The 18,901-nt window shown below is 73.0% G+C and carries 6 protein-coding genes; 4 read left to right on the forward strand and 2 right to left on the reverse strand.

Going from position 1 to position 18,901, the window contains the following annotated elements; genetic code table 11:
- Nucleotides 1–31 precede the first annotated feature (31 nt).
- From ACTB72_RS04045 to ACTB72_RS04060, 4 genes are all read left to right on the forward strand, one after another.
- On the forward strand, nt 32–946 hold the full coding sequence (locus ACTB72_RS04045; RefSeq protein ID WP_463035703.1) for a carbohydrate ABC transporter permease: 915 nt from the start codon (nt 32–34) through the stop codon (nt 944–946).
- Complete coding sequence (locus tag ACTB72_RS04050) at nt 943–1,785, forward strand: carbohydrate ABC transporter permease (RefSeq protein WP_463035704.1); 843 nt, start codon at nt 943–945, stop codon at nt 1,783–1,785. Before ACTB72_RS04045 ends, ACTB72_RS04050 begins: the two co-directional genes overlap by 4 nt.
- A 153-nt stretch (nt 1,786–1,938) precedes the next feature.
- The gene (locus tag ACTB72_RS04055; RefSeq protein WP_463035705.1) at nt 1,939–4,965 is read left to right on the forward strand and encodes a glycerophosphodiester phosphodiesterase family protein; all 3,027 of its coding nucleotides are present in this window, start codon (nt 1,939–1,941) and stop codon (nt 4,963–4,965) included.
- 89 nt (nt 4,966–5,054) lie between these two features.
- Complete coding sequence (locus tag ACTB72_RS04060; RefSeq protein ID WP_463035706.1) at nt 5,055–5,621, forward strand: hypothetical protein; 567 nt, start codon at nt 5,055–5,057, stop codon at nt 5,619–5,621.
- A 197-nt stretch (nt 5,622–5,818) separates the two neighbouring features.
- On the opposite strand, the gene ACTB72_RS04065 is transcribed toward ACTB72_RS04060, so the two are convergent.
- Both ACTB72_RS04065 and ACTB72_RS04070 read right to left on the reverse strand, forming a co-directional pair.
- Nucleotides 5,819–8,446 (reverse strand): CHAT domain-containing protein, encoded by a 2,628-nt coding sequence (locus ACTB72_RS04065; RefSeq protein WP_463035707.1) that lies wholly within the window; start codon nt 8,444–8,446, stop codon nt 5,819–5,821.
- Complete coding sequence (locus ACTB72_RS04070) at nt 8,443–18,900, reverse strand: two-partner secretion domain-containing protein (protein ID WP_463035708.1); 10,458 nt, start codon at nt 18,898–18,900, stop codon at nt 8,443–8,445. Before ACTB72_RS04070 ends, ACTB72_RS04065 begins: the two co-directional genes overlap by 4 nt.
- Between the last annotated feature and the right edge of the window lies 1 nt (nt 18,901).

Raw genomic sequence — 18,901 nt, forward strand, 5'->3', positions numbered from 1 at the left:
CCTCCGGGCCCTTCGCTTCCGGAGCCGACCCATGTCCCCAGCCGCATCCCCCGCCGCCGATCCCGCACGCGCCGCCCGCCGGCGCATGGCGCTTTACGGCTGGATGCTGCTGACCCCGGCGCTGGCGGCGATGAGCGTCTTCGCCTTCATCCCGGCGGTGGCGACCTTCGTGAACAGCCTGTGGAGCCGGGGCACGCGGCGCCACCCTTCCGAATTCACCGGCTTCGACAACTATCTGGACCTGTTCGCGGATCCGACCTTCGCCAAGGTCGTGATCAACAATCTGATCTATGCGGGCGTCTCGATCCCGCTGTCGATGGCGCTGGCGCTGATCATGGCGCTGTGGGCCGACGCGAAGATCCCCGCGCGAGGCCTTGCGCGCGCCGCCTATTTCACCCCCGCCATGCTGCCGATGATCGCCGCGGCCAATCTGTGGCTGTTCTTCTACACGCCCGGCCTCGGCGCGCTCGACCAGATCGCGGGGCTCTTCGGCGCGGGTCCGACCAACTGGCTGGGCCAGCCCGAGACCGCCCTGTGGAGCGTCATCGCCGTGACCGTGTGGAAGGAGAGCGGGTTCTTCATGATCTTCTACCTCGCCGCCCTGCAGACCGTGCCGCCCGAGCTGCGCGAGGCCGCCCGGATCGAGGGCGCGTCGCGCTGGACCTACGCCCGCAGGGTGCTGCTGCCGCTGCTGGCGCCGACCACGCTGTTCGTGGCGATCAACGCCGCGATCAACTCGGTCAAGCTGATCGACCACCTGTTCATCCTGACCAAGGGCGGGCCCGACGACGCCTCCAAGCTGATCCTCTACTGGGTGTGGGAGATGGCCTTCGCCTATTTCGACGGGCCGCACGCCGCCGCGATGACGGTGCTGGTGCTGGTCGCGCTGGGGCTGGTGGCGGCCACGCAGTTCTTCCTCGCCGAGCGCCGGACCCATTACCGATGACCGTTTCCCCTGCCGCTCCGGCCTTGTTCAGGCGCGCGCCCCGGCTGAACCTCGACGCCGTCGGGGCGCTGGCGCTGGCCTTCGTGTGGATCTCTCCGTTGCTTTTCGCGGTCTGGGCGTCGGTCCATGACGTCGCCGCCGCGCTGAGCTTCGATCTGAGCGCGCCCCTGACCGGCGCCAATTTCCGCACCGCCTGGGAGGGCGCGCCCTGGCCGCGCTATCTGGCCAACACCGCGATGCTGACCGGCTCGGTGCTGATCGGCCAGCTGGCGCTCTGCACCCTGGCGGGCTTCGCCTTCGCGCGGTTCGAATTCCGTGGGCGAGATACGCTTTTCGTGGTGGTGCTGCTGCAGCTTTTCGTGTTGCCCGAGGTGCTTATCGTCGAGAACTACGCCATGGTCTCACGTCTGGGCCTGTTCGACACCATCCTGGGGGTGGGCGCGCCCTACATGGCCTCGGCTTTCGGGATCTTCCTTCTGCGCCAGACCTTCAAGCAGGTCCCGCGGGAGCTGGAGGAGGCGGCGCGGATCGAGGGCTGCGGCTGGTGGGGCGTGCTCTGGCGGGTCTATGTGCCGGCCGCGCGGCCGACCTACATCGCCTACGCGCTGGTGTCGGTGGCGACGCACTGGAACAATTTCCTGTGGCCGCTGGTGGTGACCAACTCGACCGAGACCCGGCCGCTGACCGTGGGCCTGTCGCTGTTCGGCGCACCCGAAAGCGGGGTGGACATCGCGGTGATCTCCGCCGCGACGCTGATGGTGATCGCGCCGCTGCTGCTGGCCTTCCTGATCTTCCAGCGCCAGTTCGTCCAGGCCTTCCTGCGCGCCGGCATCCGCTGAACCGGCGACATGGAAGGTTCACATGAACTGAGGGCAGGTTTCGTATGAACGTCGCGCATCGCAGCTAGGGGTTTCGCATGAATGCGGGCACGGCGCGAAAGCAGGCGCCGTCGCCATCGACGCCGGCCCTCTGCTGAACCCGGAGCCCTTCGCATGAGCCTGCCCCTCATCCTCGCCCATCGCGGCGCGAATCCCTATCCCGATCACAGCGCCGCCGCCTATGACCATGCCATCGACCTGGGCGCGGACTTCATCGAGCCCGATCTGATCATGACCGCCGACGGGGTGCTGGTGTCGCTGCACGACGTGGGCGACATCCCGTCGATGACCTATGAAGAGGTCAAGGCGGCGCATCCCGACGTGCTGACCTTCGAGGAGATCATCGCGCTGACCGTGGCAAGGTCCGAGGAAACCGGCCGCAACATCGGGATCGCCTATGAGGTGAAGGACCAGCAGGTCGCGACGGCCCAGGCCTCGATCGACGCGCTGGTCGAGGCCGGTTTCACCGACCCCGACAGGGTTTACGTCAATGTCTTCAACGACGGTCTGATCCGGACGCTGACGCAGGACATCATGCCGGCCGCCGGCGTGGACTTCAAAACCCTGCTGCTGGCGAACACGGTCCCCGATCTGGCGGCGCTGGCCGCCTATGCCGACGGGATCGCGCTGAATTCGAACGTCGTGAACGCCGACGTGGTCGCCGCGGCCCATGCGCTGGGGCTGGAGGTGCATATCTGGACCCAGGCCGGCGGCGTGGATCAGTTCCTGACCTTCGCGGGCTACGGCGTCGACGCGATCTACACCGACAATTCCGACATCGCGCGCGAGGGCACGGCCCGGCTCGCGGACGCGACGCTGATCTATGGCGACGCCGAGGCGGGCGAGAGCGTTGGCGGCGCGGACGACGACGTCATCTACGCCATGCAGGGCGACGACCATGTCTGGGCCGGCGCGGGCGACGATGCGGTCTGGGGCGACGGCGGCGCGGATCTGCTGGCGGGGCAGGGCGGCGACGACGCGCTGACCGGCGGCGCCGGCGACGACGCGCTGCTGGGCGGCGCCGGGGTCAACCGGATGGAGGGCGGACGCGGCGCCGACGTGCTGGCCTCGGAAGGGGCCGACACGCTGGTCTTCGCGGCGGGCGACGGCGTCGACCTGGCGGTCGTCAACGGCAACGACACGCTGCGCTTCGCCGACCTGAGCCTGGCCGACGCGCGGCTGAGCCTGCAGGACGGGCATCTGGCGATCGAGGGCGGAGCGGGCGACGCGGTGATCCTGAAGGACGCGGCGCGCAGCTTCTGGGCGAAGCCCGGCGCCGTGGTCTTCGCCGATGGCGCAACGCTGACCGGCGCCGAGCTGGTCGCGATGGCCACGGCGGCCATGGACGCGGGCGTCGCCGCGTCCATTCCCGGACTGCTGGCGCGGCTGGCGGAGGCTCAGGCGGCCGTCGCGGCCGGCCCGTCGCAGGGACCCGATGCGGTCGACGGCGACGTTCTGGCGGAAGTCGACGGGTTGCGCGGCGCCAATCTGCTGATCAACGGCGATTTCGAGGACAACAGCGGACTGAGCTACCGCGACTGGGGCTGGTTCGACGAAGGCGGCGACATCGCGGGCTGGACCGACGCCGGCGGCAAGCGGCTTGAGCTGCATGCCGACACGGTGGGCGGGGTTTCGGCCGCGCAGGGCACGTTCTTCCTCGACATGGACGGCTACGGCAACGACGTCGCGCTGACCCAGAACGTGGTGGGGATCGAGGACGGACGCGACTACGTGATCTCTTTCTCCATCGCCGACACCGACCCGCTGGAGGCCGGCGAGACCGTGCGGGTCGTTTGGAACGGCGAGACGATCTGGGAGGCCGTGATCGAGGGCGCCGACTGGCGGCGGATCGAGCTGGTGGCGAAGGGCGGGGCGGGCGACGGCTCCGGCACGCTGAGCCTCGAACACAGCTCGGGCCTGGAGAACCTGGCGGGCCTCGCGCTCGACGATGTGCGCATGCAGGCGGTGATCGCGCCGGAAACCGCGCCGGACCTGCTGACCGGGACCGACTTCGTCGCCGGCGTGGGGACCGATGGCGTGCAGGATGGCGCGGCCTACGCGCTGCGCTTCACCGTGGCCGATGCCGAGGGCGACGTGGTCAAGGCCTGGTGGAACGGCGCGGTGGTCGGGGAAGGCGCGGCCGATGCGGGCGGGCGGAGCGTGGAGGTGAGCGTCGAAGGCGGGGCCGGAGACGGATCCGACACGCTGCGGTTCGAGGGGCTCGAGACCGGCGCCACGGCGGCGGTCAGCGCGGCGTCGCTGACCCAGACCGCCGATGCGACCGAGCGCGAGGATCTCATCGTCAACGGCGGCTTCGAGGATCCGGCGGGCACGGCCTCGCGGGCCTGGGGACGTTACAATTCCGCCGGCACGCTCACCGGCTGGACCGATCTGAACGGCGCGCGGGTGGAGATGCATTCGGAGCCCTACCACAATATCTCCGCCCTGGAAGGCATGCATTTCATGGAGATGGACGGCTATCTTCGCCTGAACGAGATTGCCCAGGCGATTTCGGGCGTCGAGGAGGGCGCGACCTACCGGCTGCGCTTCTCCATCGCCGACGCGGATCTGGCGACCTCCGACGACGCGATCGAGGTGCGCTGGAACGGCGAGGTGATCTATGAGGATCTGCCCGCAAACGAATGGAAAACCGTGTCTCTGGAGGTCAAGGGCGGCTCCGGCGACGGCTCCGACACGCTGATCTTCGAGCAGGTCTCCGAGGTGGAGAACTATTACGGCGTGGCGCTCGACGCGGTGTCGCTGGTCAAGATCGCCGACGCCTCGACGGAGCCGGAGACGCCGGAATGGACCGAGGTGACCGGAACCGCCGGCCGCGACGCGCTGGTGGGGACCGATGCGGCCGAGCTGATCCGTGGCCTGGGCGGCATGGGCGACAAGCTGACCGGCGGCGGCGGCGGCGACGTGTTCGACTTCGCCGGTCTCGGGTCGAACGGGGCGCGGGACGTGGCGACGATCACGGACTATCAGGTCGGGATCGATGCGCTGAACCTGGCCGAGAGCGACGTGGCGTCCTGGCGCGCCTCGGGCGGCCGGCTTCTGCTGCAGCTCGACGGCGGCGACAACGACATGATCACCGTGCACGGCGTCACCGATCTGGCCGAGCTGACCTTCCTGCTGTGACCGGCCCCACGGGTCCGAAAGCGCGCGCCCGGATGATTTCCTGGCGCGTGACACCCGAATTAATTCCACGACATATCAGGAGCTTGTCCATGAAACTTCACACGCTCACGGCGCTGGCCTTCGTCGCGCCGCTGCTGACCGCGGGCCTGATCGCGCCAAGCGCTTCGGCCTTGCCGGTGGTGCGCGCCACGACGGACGCGGTGCTGTTCGGCGACTATCTCGACGTCTACGGGACCGCGTCCGAAGCGCTCGCCGCGACGCCGATCGCGGACGCGCCGCTCGAGATCTTCCTGACGGGCTTCGCCAGCGCCGACGGCGTGCGGCTGGACACGGCCGACCTGACGCTGTCCGACGGCGGCGTCGACTGGCTGGTCGGCTCGCTCGCCCGGATGGTCTACGAGGAGAACCCGAGCGGCGACGATACGCTGCGGCTCTGGTTCGGCGACCTGACCGGCGCGGCGGCGGGAGAGTTCCGGGCCGAAGCGATCGCGGTCATGGTCGGCGAGTTCGGCGCCACGCCCTTCGCGACGGACGGCGCGCTCGCGGAGGGCGTGACCGCAGAGCTCAGCGTGTCCTCGGTTCCGGTTCCGGGAGCCGCCGCGCTGATGCTCGGCGCGCTCGGCGCTTTGGTCGGGCTGCGCAGGCGCCGGTCCTGATGCCATGCCGGTCTGCGGGACGAGGGAACGTCGCGCAGGCCGGTTTTCATTATTAATGAAGGATTTAGGGGAGGTTTTTCACGCTGCGATCCGATATCCGTCAAGCATAAATTTAACATAATATTGATTACACGAATTTCAAATGGCTTTGGCCGGCACCCTCTGCGCCGCATCTCCCGCCGCCGGAGCAGCCGGCCTCAGAGCGTCTGGGCCGCGTCGCCGATCAGCACGAACGGGCCCCAGAACACCGGATGCGAGGTCTCGACCCGCTCGCGCAGCTCGGTCTGGGCCAGGCGCAACGCGGTGGCGAAATCCATGTCGCCGTCCTGGATCAGCCGGAAGAACCGGCCCATCAGCGCCGTGGTCTCCTTGTCCGCCACCGGCCAGTGCGTCGCCAGCACCGCGCGCGCGCCGGCCGCGAAGAAGGCCCGCGCGAGGCCGGACAGGCTTTCGCCCCCCGCCCCCGACAAGCCCGCCGCCTGCCGCGCGCCATTGATCGAGTTCGACGCGACCGTCAGATAGCCCGAGGCGGTGTTGCAGGCCGAGAGCACGACCAGTTGCGCGTCCAACGTCATCAGCCGGATCTCGGAGGCGGTGAGCAGCCCGTCGCTGTCCTCCGCCCCGGTCGCCGTCACGGTCAGCGCCGGGTCGGTGAAGCAATCGGGCGTCGGCCACAGGATGCCGTGGGTGGCGAAATGCAGGACCTTGTAGTCGGCGAGCATGCCGTCCGCGCCCGCCTGCTTGACCGCATCCTCGTTGAAGCCCGCGCCAGTGGCCAGCAGCGCATCGTCGCCGAAGATGTCGGCGATGACCCGGCCCTCGGCGGCGGTGCCCGGCAGCTCGCCGACCCGGTCCACCGCCTCGGCCAGGCGCCGGCAGGTCTGCGGCAGGCGCGAGACGCGCAGCACCTTGTCGGGGTCCACGCCCGAGCGAAAATCGGAGAAGGAGGCGACCGCGCCGGCGGCCGAGGATTTGCCCGCCCGCGCCCGGATATCGACCAGGTTGCGCGGGCTCGGCACATAGCTCACCGCCTTCTGCGCGCCGAGGAACGGCACCCCGGTATAGTCGCCGCGCTTCCACGCCTCGTCCGGCGGCGCAGTGGCCAGAAGCTCCAGCGGCAGCGACTGCAGCGCGCCCGACGTCGAGAAGATCAGCCTGTCGAAACTCATCAGCCGCTCGCGCTGCGCAGAGAACAGCAGGTTGAACACCTGGAACGCGACGTCGGCGCGGTAGTCGGGCACCCTGCCCTCGCGGTCCGTCTCGATCCCGCGGCGCAGGAGGCCGATGAGCACGTTGACCTGCGCGTCAGTTACTGGAAGGGCGGTGTAGGTGACCTGCTCGCGGTCGATGATCAGGATCAGGCTGCGCGGCCAGCCGACCAGCACCTGCACCATGGCCTCGCCCTCGCCCAGCACATCCTGCAACGCCTGCAGCGTCACCGGGCTGGCGATGGCGGACTGGTATTCGGGGGCGATGCGGTCGCGCGCGGCGCGCAGACGATCGACCTCGGCCTGCGCCTGGGCCACGGCTTCGGCGACGCTGCGGGCCTGCTCGGCCTGGCTCAGCGGATCGCGGAGCTGGAGGACCTGCAGGGCTTTGAGCGTTGCGTAGCGCTCGTTCGAATCCCGCCAGGCCCGCACGGCCCGGGCCTTGTCGCCGTCGCCTTCGCCGAGCAGCGCGGCCGCGCCCGACACGGTCTGCGCGGTGATCGACTGTCGGACCAGCTGGGCGGCGCGGAAGATACGCTCCCCCATTTCCTGATCGCGATCAGGGTCTTGCGCGACGGTGTTGAGCGCCAGCGAGAAGAACGGCCAGAGCGAGCCATACTCCACGACCACCGGGTTCTCCTCATAGACGAGGAAACCGCGCTCGAAGGTCGACAGCGCCTCGTCGAACCGGCCGAGCGCCACCAGCGCCCGCCCCTCGCGCAGGCGGGCGCGGGCCTCGAGCGGCGTGTCGGGCAACAGGGCGGCGAAGGCTTCGGCGGCTTCGGCGGCGTCGCGGCGGGCGGCGTCGAAATCCTTGCGCTCCAGCTTGATCAGCGCGCGCTGCGAGAGGAACCGGGGACGGTAGGCGGCGGCGGCGCGCGGCACCAGGGCGATGAGGTCGAGCGCGGTGTCGATCGCGCGTTCGGCTCCCTCCGGATCGCCCTCCAGCAGGCGGACATGGGCGAGCGTGTGCTGGTTCGACGCCTCCTCGATCACCTGCAGCTGTTCGGCGCCGGAGGCTTCGATCAACCCGCCGCCGAAGCCCCCGCCACCCTGCCCAACGCCCTGCCCCGCGCCCGGCCCCGACGCCCCGAAGGCGAACCGCGACGCGCCGCCCGAGGCGTCGTCGAGCCCGCTCGCCGCCTGTTCCACGAAGGCCCGCGCCCCTTCGAGCACCGAGCGGTTGAGCTGGTCCTGGGCGCGATAGGAGATCAGCAGCGCCTGATCGCGGGCATGATCGGCGCGCCCGGCCTCGGGCCCGCCAAGCAGCTCGGCGGCGCGGTCGAAAAGGCCGTCGGCGGTGACGAAGCGTTCCTGGCTGGAATGGGCCAGCGCCTGGTTCATCAGGATGAAGGCCTGCGACGGCGCGTCGGGGCATTTCGCGGCGACGTCGTCGAGCGTGTAGAGAGTGAGCAGATTGGTGAAAGCGTCTTCGGCGGAACGGAAATTCAGGCCGAAGCTGTTGCGCTGGCCGCGCAGCAGGGCCTCGTCCACCTGCCGGCAGATGGCGGCGTCGCCGGTGGCCTGCGGGTCGCCCGCGTCGGTCGGGAACGCCCCCTCGCAGGCCGCGAGCAGCCCCGAAGCGGCCGCGACCAGAGCGAGGCGGCGCAGGATCATCGCCCCGGCCTTTGCTCGGTCGACGGCGGCGCCGCGGCCTGGTCGCCGGTGGCCTGACGGCTCGCCTCCTCCCGCGCGCGCGCCAGGTCGACATCCGAGAAACTGTTCTGCGGGATCCCCCAGAGCTCCTCGTTGCCGTAGGAGACGAAGAGCTCCAGCAAGTCGTCCTCGTCCACGCTCAGGATCTGGGCGGGCTGCAGGCGCACCAGGGTCAGCACGCGGGGCTGGGAGACGCCGGTGCAGTCCTGCACATCGCCGACCACGCAGCCGTTGGTCTTGAACTGCGAGCCCTCGGGTCCAACCGGGAACAGGCCCGCCGCCTTCTGGCCGCTCTCGCCGATAAAGCCGTAAAGCGACAGGCCTGACGGCTTGATATTCCGGCCATAGGTCACGTAAGCGACGTTGAGGCCATAATAATCGTCGGCGTTCTCCCAGACCGAGACGAGGCCGGCGGGGGCGTGGATCGCCACCTCGCCATGAGCGTCCACCACCAGACCGGAGGCGGTGATCACGTCCCTGGCCTCGCCCGACCCGCCCATCAGGAAGCGGTTGCGGTCCTCGCCCGGATCGGCGTCGCGGCCGGCGAAGGTCTGGCCGAAGCTGACATCCATCGCCTCGATCACCCGGATCTCGCCCAGCGGGCCGGCGGCGCCGAGCCAGTCGCGGGCCCTGACGTCGCCCTTGGCGCCCGCGTCGAGGCTGATCGACCCCGCCCCGCCGCGCGCGGCGACCGCGGCGGGGTCGCGCGCGGTCGAGAGGGCGTTGGCCCCGTCCACCGCGCGGTCGATCCGGATCATGCCGCCGGCCGCATCGGCGCCGCCGGCGGTGGCGTCGAGGGTCAGCAGCTTGCCATCGGCGATGAACAGGTGCAGGTCGGATTCCGCGATGCCGGCCGCGCCCTGGGCGCGCCAGTCGGCGTCGGTGGCGGGCCCGGGGGCGTCCATGCGCTCGCCCGCCATGTCGTCGGTCAGCGCGGTCATCCGGCCGGCGAGCACGAGGTCGTCGGAGGTGCGGATCGTGATGTTCCCCGCCGCCTCCAGCGCGCCGATGGTCAGCACGCCGCCGTCGACGGAATCGCGCCCGATGGTGTCGGCGGTCGCCTCCTCCACGATCAGCACGTCGCCGAAGAAGCGCTGGGCGGAGACGGCGCCGCCGAAGACGTTGTCCTCGCGGTTCAGGATCAGGCCCTTGCCCAGATCCTCGGCCGTGCGGCCGGCGGGCGCGCCGGTGGAGAAGGCGGCGTCGCCGCGGATATCGAGCGCGCCGGTGCGCGTCGCGGTTCCGCGGGCGGCGAGGCCCTCGGTCATGGTCAGGGAGACGGTATCCACCCTGGCGGTCTGGGTGACGGCGGCGGGCGCGCCCTCGGCCCCTGCGAGGATCGTCAGGTCGCCGCGCGCCCGGATCGGGCCGAGCGTGAGGTCGCCGATATTGGCGAGCGTGACGTTCGCGCCGACGAGCCCCGCCGCCCCCGCGATGCGGTTGTGCGCGGAGCCGAGCATGATGTCGCCGCCCGCGGTGACCAGCAGGTCGCCGGCGGAGACGATGCGGGCGCCCGCCGCCTCGGTCACCGCGCCGCCGGCGTCGATGCGCACCGAGGCGGGGGCGGCCTCGTCGAAGCCGTTGATGCCGGTGCGGGTCGTGGCCCCGCGGCCGGGCAGTGTGGCGGCCCCTGCCCCGATGATCAGATCGTTGACATCAGACAGCGCCACGACATCGCCCGCGAAGACGCTGACGCCGCTGCGGAAATCGTTGCCGAGGGTGGCGCCCGCCGGCAGCAGAACGGCGCCCGAGGCGTCGAACCAGGCGGCGCCCTCGACCCGGATCAGCTCGGCGAAGCTTTGGGTGGGGGCGGCGGCTTCGGCGGCGGAGGGGCTCGCCTCCCCCGGGATCGCGGCGGCGCCGGGGGCGGCGACGGCGTATGCCTCGGTGATCGCGGCGCCGTCGCGCGAAAGGATGTCGCCGGCGCCGGCCCGCGCCCGCAAGGCACCGCCGACCGCGATCGGGCCGAGCGTCAGGTCGCCGCCGCGGGCGCGGGCCGTCAGGTCGCCGTCGGTGGCGACATGGGCCAGATCCAGCCGCCCCGTCGCATCGAACGCGGCCGTCGCCGCGGTCACGTCCGATACGCGCCCCGCGCCCGAAGCGGCGACCGTCAGCGCCCCGCCGATCCGCCCGCGCGACAGCGCCAGCGCGCCGCCCGAGGTCAGCGCGGCGTCCCCCGTGACCCGCACCCGGTCGAGCGCGAGGCCGCGGACGGCGGCCGAGATCTCCAGGCGCCCGGCGGAAAGATCCTCCAGCACCACGCGTGCGCCGTCGATGCGCAGCCCGTCATCGGCGGCGAGCCGGGCGAGCGTGATGTCGCGCGCGGCGAGCGCCCCGGACCCGACCGCGATATCGCCGCCGGTGAGCGCGCCGCCGGCGACGAGGTCGAGACGCCCGGCTTCCAGCCGGTCGATGCGCGCGGCGCCGCCGGAGGTCAGCGCGGCGGCGTCGATATGCGCATCCGCGACGGTCATCGCGCCGGTGGTCTGCGCGTCGAGCGCGTCCAGCCTGATGCGCGACAGGCGGGTGGCGGCGTCGGAAACCGTCGTCCAGTCCGTGCCCGCGGCGTCGGCGACGGTCAGATCGCCGCCCGACTGCAGCGCGGCGGTCCCGAAGCGCACATTGTTCAGGCCCAGTCCGGCCCCTGCCGCGAGACTGGCCTCGTCGGCGTCCAGCGCCACGCCCTGCACCGCGCCGCCGGCGTCGAGGCCGAGCGTCGTCGCGCTCATCCGGGTCAGCGACGCGGCCCCCGCGACGTCGAACCCGGCGCTGTCGGCGGTCAGATCGGTGACCGCGAGCGCGCCGCCGACGATGGCGTTCAAACGGTCGAGGGCGGCATCGGTCAGCGTCATCCCCGCGCCCGAAACCGCCTGCCAGGCGCCGCCCTGGGCGGCCTCGACCGAGATCGCGCCGGTCGCGATCAGCTCCGCAGCGCCGAGGGTTGCGTTGCTGATCGCCAGCCCGGCCCCGGCCTCGATCCGCGCGGTGTCGGCCGTGAGGTCGGCGCCCCCGATCCCTGCCCCAGCATCGAGGGTCAGGCTGACGGCGGTCACCCGGTCGAGCTGCGCCGCCGCGCCGGCGGTCAGCGCGACGGCATCGGCGTCGAGGTCGGCGATGACGAGGCCGCGGCCGGCGTCGGCGGTCAGCGCCCCGGTGGCGATATCGTCGAGCGTCATGTCCGCGCCGGCGGCGACGGTCCAGTCGCGCCCGGCGCCGACGGAGACCGTGAGATCCTCGCCGGCTCCGAGATCGGCCGTGTCGAACGCGACGTCGGAGAGGCTCAGCGTCGTGCCGGCCCGCACCGTCGCGCGCCCCGCGGTCAGGGCCGCGCCGCTGGCCCCGGCGCCCGTCTCCAGACCCAGCGTGTCGACCCGCACCCGGTCGAGCCGCGCCGATCCCTCCGCGGCCAGCGTCGCGGTCCCGGCCGTCAGATCAGCCACGCGCATCGCCCCGCCCGACCGCGCCGAGAGGCGCGTCAGCGCCAGGTCGTTCAGGATCGCCATGCCGCCCGCCTCGATCGCCCAGTCGGCGCCGCGCGCGCCGGTGGCCGAGAGATCGCCGCCCGAGACCAGCGTCGCCTGGTCCAGCGCGCCGCCGACCACCGACAGCGCGCGCCCGGCCTCGGCGTCCAGCGTCGCGATGACCGAGGTGGCGACCGAGACCGCGCCGCCGGCGACCGCCTCGACCCGCGTCGCCCGCAGATCGACGAGGGCGAGGTCGCCCGCGACGTCGATGACGGCCTCGCCGAGGGACGAGGTTCCGACCCGGGCGTCGCCGCCGCCGGTCAGGGCCAGGGTCTGCGCCGCGATGGTGTCGAGCGCGACCGCCCCCGCCGACCCGATGTCCAGCCGGTCCACGTCGAGGCGGGTCCCCGAAAGGCCCCCGGCGCCGGCTTGCGCGTCGAGCCCCTCGCCGTCGAGTTCGGCGAGCGCGAGGGCGCGGCCGGCGGAGAGCCGCGCTTCGGTGAAGCGGGTGGCGGAGACGTCGGCGTCGCGGCCGGCCGAGAGGTCGAGCGTCGTGGCCGCGATCCGCGCCAGCCTGGCGTCGCCGGTGGTCGCGAACCCGGCCCGGCCCGCGCGGATGTCCGCCGCATCGAGCCGCGCGCTGGCGGCGTCGAGGGCGTCGCCATCGAGGTTGCGGAGGGTCAGCGCGCCGGCGGCGGCGAGATCGGCGCGGCCGAACGTCGTCCCGGACACCGCCCCGTCGCCGGCGGTCGTCAGGTCAAGCGTGCCGGCGGCGATCCGGGCGAGGGTCGCGCCGGCGCCGGCGGTGAACTCGGCGCGCGCCGCGACGATATCGGTTGCGGTCATCGTGCGGCCCGCCGAAGCGATGAGCGCGCGGCCGTCGAGCCCGCTGAGCGCGAGGGTCCCGTCGGCGGACAGGCGCCCGGTCCCGAACTCGACGTCGCTCGCCGAGGCGTCCCCGCCCGCGGCGAGGGTGAGCGCGCCGACGGTCGCACCCGACAGGACCGTCTCGCCGACCGACCCGAGATCGGCCCGGGTCGCGGTCAGCCCGGTTGCTTCGAGCTGATGCGCCGAGGCGGTCAGACGCCCTCCCTCGAGCGTGGTCAGCGACAGCGCGCCGCCCGCGGACAAGGTCGCGGTCCCGAAGTCCAGAGCCTTGACCGTCGCGTCGCCGCCGGCGACGAGCGTCAGGGCGTCGGTCTCGATCCGGGCGAGCGTCGCGCCGGCGCCCGCGGTGAAATCCGCGGCGACCAGGTCGAGATCCGAGGCATCGAGCATCCCGCCTGACCGCGCCGTGGCGACGCCGCCTGTGAGCTTCGACAGACTCAGATCGCCGCCGGCCTCGAGGGTGGCCGTGGCGAAGCGCGCCTCGGCCAGGTCCAGGGTTCCGGCGGCGAGAAGGTCGAGCCGGCCGGTGGGCAGGCTCGCGCGCAGCACGCCGATATCGCCCGACGCGGAGGTCAGGGAGATGGCGCCGCCGGACAGGTCCTCGGCCGAGATGTCGCCCTCGGCGATCAGGGCGAGGTCGACGGCGCTCACGTCGCGCAGGTCGGCGCCGGCGCCGGCGGTCGCGGCGCCGGTTCCGAGATCGGTATCGGAGAGGTCCAGCGCGGCGCCGGCGACGAGCTCGAAATCGCCGAGGCGGCTGTCGACGAGGCTCAGCGCGCCGCCGGCTCGGAGATCGGCGCGGTCGAGGTCCAGCGCCGCCGCGGTCGCGTCGCCATCGGCCGACAGCGTCAACGTGCTGCCGGCGAGGCGGGCGAGGGTGGCGTCGCCGCGGGTATCGGCCGCGGCGGTCTCGAAGGTCGCGTCGACGACGGAGAGATCGCCGGCCGCCTCCAGCGCCAAGGCGCCGCCGATGGCGAGGCGCGCGGCGGTCAGCGCGCCGCCGGCGATGAGACGCGCGTCTCCGCCGACGACGATGTCGGCGGCGGAGAGGACGCCGCCGGCCTCGGCGGCAAGGCTCCCGGTCGTCGCCACCTCGCGCAGGTCGAGGGTCGCGGCGGAGAGGTCGACGGTGTGGAGGACCGCGGTCCCGACGGTCGTCGCCCCGCCGGACGCAGCCTCGAGCCGACCGCCGGAGAGGCGTTTCAGGGTCACGTCGCGGTCGGCATCGAGGATGAGCGAGGCGAAGCTGAGGTCGCTTGCGACAAGGTCGGAGCGGGATGAGACGGTCGTCTCGCCGAGATTCGAGGCGGTCAGGGAGACGGATCGGGCGGTGAGCGCGAGATCGCCGCCGGACAATCCGGTGAGCGTCGCGGCATCGGCGGCGGCGAGGGTGGCGGTGGCGAAGCGGATGGCATCGGCGGCGAGCGCTCCGCCGGAGCGGGCCGAGAGGGAGGCGGCGTCCAGCGTGGACAGGGTCATGGCCGCGCCGCTTGCGGCGGAGACGGCGCCGGTCGCGGTCAGGCGGCTTGCGCTCAGGGCGCCGCCGGAAGCGAGAGTCGCGTCGCCGGTCGAGATGACGTCGGTCAGCGACAGGGCGTCGCCGGCGGAGACGACGAGCGGGCCGGTGTCGAGGTTCGACGCCGTCAGCCCTGCGCCGGCCGAAAGCGCCGTGGCTCCGGCGGCGATCCGGGTGGCGGTCAGCGCGCCGCCGGCCTCCAGCCGCGACGCCGCGCCGAGCGCCAGGTCGGAAAGGTCGAGCCCGCCCGCCACCCGCACCGACGCGCCGCCCTGGGCGGCGACGTTGGCGAGGATGACGTCGCCTTCCTGCGCGGCGCCGGCCGAGCCGACGCGAAGGCGCCCGGCAAGATCGGCGCCGATCAACGAAAACCCGTCGGCATCGCGCAGGGTCAGCGCGCCCGCCACGGCCGTGACCGTGCCGAAGGCGTTGCCGGCGCGGGAGAGCGCCACGTCGCCGCGCTGCGCGTCGGGGGGCGTCGCGCCCGCGCCGGTCACGAACCGCGCGGTCCCGCCGACCGAGACGTCGCCGACCTGACCGATGCCGGGAGCGCCGCCGGCCGTGGTCTCGCCGCCGGCATTGGCGCGCAACGACAGGTCGGAGGCGATGGCGGAGGCGGCCAGGGTCACCGCGCCCGCCGCCTCGACCGTGGCCGAGCCGCCGGAGCTGAGCGCCAGGGTTCCCGCGAAGCGGTTGAGCAGGCCGCCGGTGGAAGGGGCCCCGGAGCGGATCGAGATGTCGCCGCCCGCGACGAAGGCGGCGTCGCCGTCGGCCCGGACCAGGGAGGTCAGCGCCTCGGCCGCGAGGGTCCGGGCGGAGACCGCCGTCAGGTCCGCGACGATCCGGTCCTGCGCAGCATCGCCCAGAAGCGCGTCCACCGGCTGCCCGATCCGCGCGGCGCGGGCCCCGGCGACCGTGACCGCGTCCATCGCGGACGGGCCGTCGGCGAGCGACAGCACGTCGCCCGACGCCGAGACCCGCAGCGCGCCGGTCGAGACCACGCCGCCGAGCGTCGCCGAGCCGTTCCGCGCGTCGAGCGCTATCGCGCCGGCCAGGACCCCGGCCGCGGAAATCCCGGTTCCGGCGGTGGCGTCGAGCGATGCGGCGCGCAGGTTGGCGACCGAGACCGCGCCGGTGGCGGAGGTCAACACCACGCCCGCCGCGCCCGCGTCGGTCAGGGACACGTCGCCGGTCGCCTCGACCGACAGCGCGTCGAGCGCGACCCGTTTGAGCGTCGCGCCGCCCGCGGCGACGACCGACGCCGGCGCGCCGGCGGCGAAATCGCGGGCGACGAGATCGCCGGTGCGGGCCGTGAGCGTCGCGCCGCCGGCGGCGGAGACGCGGGACAGCGTCAGGCGATCGCCCTCGGCCCCCAGCGCCCCGGTGAGCGCCACGTCGCGCAGGGTCACGTCGCCGGCGAGTGATCGCGCGCTCAGCCCGTCGCCGCGGAAATCGGCGACGGTGAAGCCGTCCGCGTCGACCAAGGTGGCCGAGGCCGAGCCGAGCGACCCGGCCACGGTCGCGAAATCGTTGCCGGCGTCGGTCAGCGTCACCGTGTCGGTGACCAGCAGGTCGAGCCGGCCGTCGACGACCGCCGCCCCGCTCTGCCCCAGCGCGCCTTCGACCCGCAAGGTGGCGCCGGCGCCGGCGTCGAGCCCGGCCAGCGTGACGTCGCCGACGAAATCGGCGACCAGCGCGCCATTGGCCGCGAGCCTTGTCTCGCCGCCGACCGCGATGCGCAGGTCGGACGGCGAGGCGATCCCCGGCAGCAGCAGGTCGCCGCTGGCGGAAAGATCGAGGTCGCCGGCGGTCGCCAGCAGCCGCGCGTAGGCGCCGGCATGGGCGGCGGAAACCAGGACGGTCTCGTCGGCGGACAGGCGCAGGGCGAAGGCGCCCGCGCCTTCGCCCGCGGCGGCGAGGGCGATGGCGTCGCTGCGCCGCTGGCGCAGGTCGCCCCCGGCCGAAAGGGTCAGGCTGCCGGCGGTGGCGTCGCCGGCAAGGGTCTCGACCAGGGCGAGGTCGATGTCCCCGTCGACATGGATGGCGGCGTCGCCGAAGATCCGCACCCGCTCGAGCGTCAGCAGGCCGGGCACGGCGCCGAGGTCGATGCCGGCCTCGGCATTGGCGGTGACGCCGAGCAGGGTCACGTCGGTCGCGTCCGACAGGGTCAGCGCGCCGTCGATCCGCGCGTCTTCCAGCAGAATGCCGCCGAGCGCCGCAGCGCCGCTGGCCGCGATGCGGAGGTCCCGGGTCCAGATCGAACCGGCCTGCACGTCGCCCGCGACGGCGCCCCCGCCCGCCGCGGCGATGCGGGTCGCGCCGGCGCGGATCCCGGTCAACGCCACGCCGCCCTCGACGGTGGTCAGCGTCAGGGCGCCCGCGCCCGAGCCCACGTCGACGCCGTCGAGCAGCAGGGCGGCCAGCGAAGCGCGGCCGCCGATCAGCACCGTCTCGGCCGCGGTTCCGGCGGCGGCGATCAGGTCTCCGGAGAGGTCGGAGTCGCGGATCTCCAGGAAATTCACGTCGCGCAGACTGGCGTTCGCGGCCTGCACCGTCACCGCGCCGCCGAAATCATTGCCGAGGTCGAGCGTCACGTCGCCCGGCGTCTCCAGATGCGTGGTCCCCGCGACGGTGACCGCCGCGGTCTGGCCGATGTCGCCGGCGAAGAACGTCCCGTAGGTCGTCGTCGCCTGCGCGACGATGTCGAGCGAGGCGGCGGTCAGCCCGTTCAGGGTCACGTCCCCCGCCACGTCGATCTCGAGCCCGCCCGCGAGCGAGGTTTCGGGCAGGTCGAGGCTTTCGCCCGAAACCAGACGCAGCCGCGCGCCCGCGGACATGGCCGAGCCGTCGATGCCCTGCGGCGTGCTCAGCACCAGCCGCCCGGTGGGCACGCGCAGGTCGATGTCGCCCGAGAGGATGATGCGGCCGATGCCGTCGCCGACAAGCGGGCCGTCGCTGAGTTGAACTTCGGCGTCGGCGATCAGCGACAGGTCGCCGGCGATGTCGAAATTCGCCTTCAGCAGGATGTTGCGCCCGGCCGCGAGGGTCAGCGAGGCGTCGGCCTCGCGCATCGTCACTGCGCTGCGCACGTCGATGTCGCGCGTCGCCTCGATGCGGATATCGGCGTGGGAGGCCGCCAGCGCGGCGGGGTCGAGGACCAGGGTTAGGGCGCCGTCGCCGCCATCCACGTCGCCGGTGATCGGCGCGCCGCCGGTCTGGATGATCACGTCGCGGGGGTCGAGCAGCAGAAGCCCTGTGCGCCCGTCGGCGGCGGAGAGGTCCACGGTTCCCGCGAAGCCGAGGCCGAGACGCGACGAGAGCTCGACGAAGCCGCCGTCGCCGCCGAGCCGCCCGCCGCGCGCGCTGATCGCGCCGTTGGCGACGGTGGCCTCCGAGGACCAGGCGGCGACCTCGCCGCCCTGCCCCGCGCCGAGCGCGTCGGCGCGGATCCGGGCGCCGGCCGCGATTTCGGTCCGCCTGGCCTCGGCCATCGCGGGCGCGGTCCCCGACTTGATCGCGGCGATGTCGCCGCCGATCCGCACCCGCCCGCCGCCGGTCTCGCCCGAGACGTCGAGCCGCGCGGTCTCGGTCAGACGGATGCGCGCGCCGGAGACGTCGATGGCGCCGCCGCCGGCCACGTCGGACGTGGCTGCAAGCCGCCCCGAGACCTCCACCCCGCCGGCGCCGCCGTCGAGCACGATGGTCCCGCCCTCCACCCGGGCGGAGGAGGCGACGATGACGCCCGAGACCGAGACCGCCGCCTCCACCGCGTCGCGCGCGGCGGCGGCGGAGATGACGACCGTGCCGCCCTCGGCCAGGATCACCCCGGAATTGCCGGCATGGGCGCCTTCGATCTTCGCCGCGTCGCGCAGGTCGATTTCGAACAGGCCCTCGCCGGAGAGGTCGACCGAAAGGCTCTCCTGCCCCGCGATGACGATCTTTCCCAGCTTGCCGCGGATGGTCCCGCGGTTTTCGGCATGGGGGGCGACGAGGCCGACGAGCCCGGCCTCGGCGAAGGTGATGCGGCCTTCGTTGATGACCTGGGCGCCCGGCTCCCCGGGTTTGTCGAAGGCGCCGGAGCCGGCCATGAAGGCCGCGTTCCCGATATCGGCGGAAGTCGCGATCAGCCCGCCCACGTCGATGACCGAGCCCGCGTGGAACATCACCCCCGACGGGTTCACCAGCCAGACGTTGCCGTTGGCGGTCAGCTTGCCGCGGATATGGCTGGGCATGCCCGACAGGATGCGGTTGAGCGCCACGGCGTTTCCGCCCGGCTGCAGAAAGCGCACCACGTCGTTGGCGTCGATGTCGAAGCTCGACCAGTCGATCACCACCCGCTCGCTGCCCTGGCGGATGATGGTGACGTTGCCGCGGGTGACGATGCGGGCCTCGCCGCCGCGCACTTCGCCGCCCGTGGGCCCGGCTGCGGCCGGCAGGGCGAAGAAGCCCGCGGACCCGAGCGCGGCGAGCCCCAGCGCGGTGGCGGCGCTGCACGCCAGCGCCGGGCGAAGGGCGGCGCGGATCAGGGGGAAATGGGGGGCCCGCATC

This window comes from Albimonas sp. (genome assembly GCF_055129145.1).

Bases quoted from the DNA above. Each gene is read 5' to 3' on its own strand.
- ACTB72_RS04045 (WP_463035703.1), top strand. From the start codon at position 32: ATGTCCCCAGCCGCATCCCCCGCCGCCGATCCCGCACGCGCCGCCCGC.
- ACTB72_RS04050 (WP_463035704.1), top strand. From the start codon at position 943: ATGACCGTTTCCCCTGCCGCTCCGGCCTTGTTCAGGCGCGCGCCCCGG.
- ACTB72_RS04055 (WP_463035705.1), top strand. From the start codon at position 1,939: ATGAGCCTGCCCCTCATCCTCGCCCATCGCGGCGCGAATCCCTATCCC.
- ACTB72_RS04060 (WP_463035706.1), top strand. From the start codon at position 5,055: ATGAAACTTCACACGCTCACGGCGCTGGCCTTCGTCGCGCCGCTGCTG.
- ACTB72_RS04065 (WP_463035707.1), bottom strand. From the start codon at position 8,446: ATGATCCTGCGCCGCCTCGCTCTGGTCGCGGCCGCTTCGGGGCTGCTC.
- ACTB72_RS04070 (WP_463035708.1), bottom strand. From the start codon at position 18,900: ATGCGGGCCCCCCATTTCCCCCTGATCCGCGCCGCCCTTCGCCCGGCG.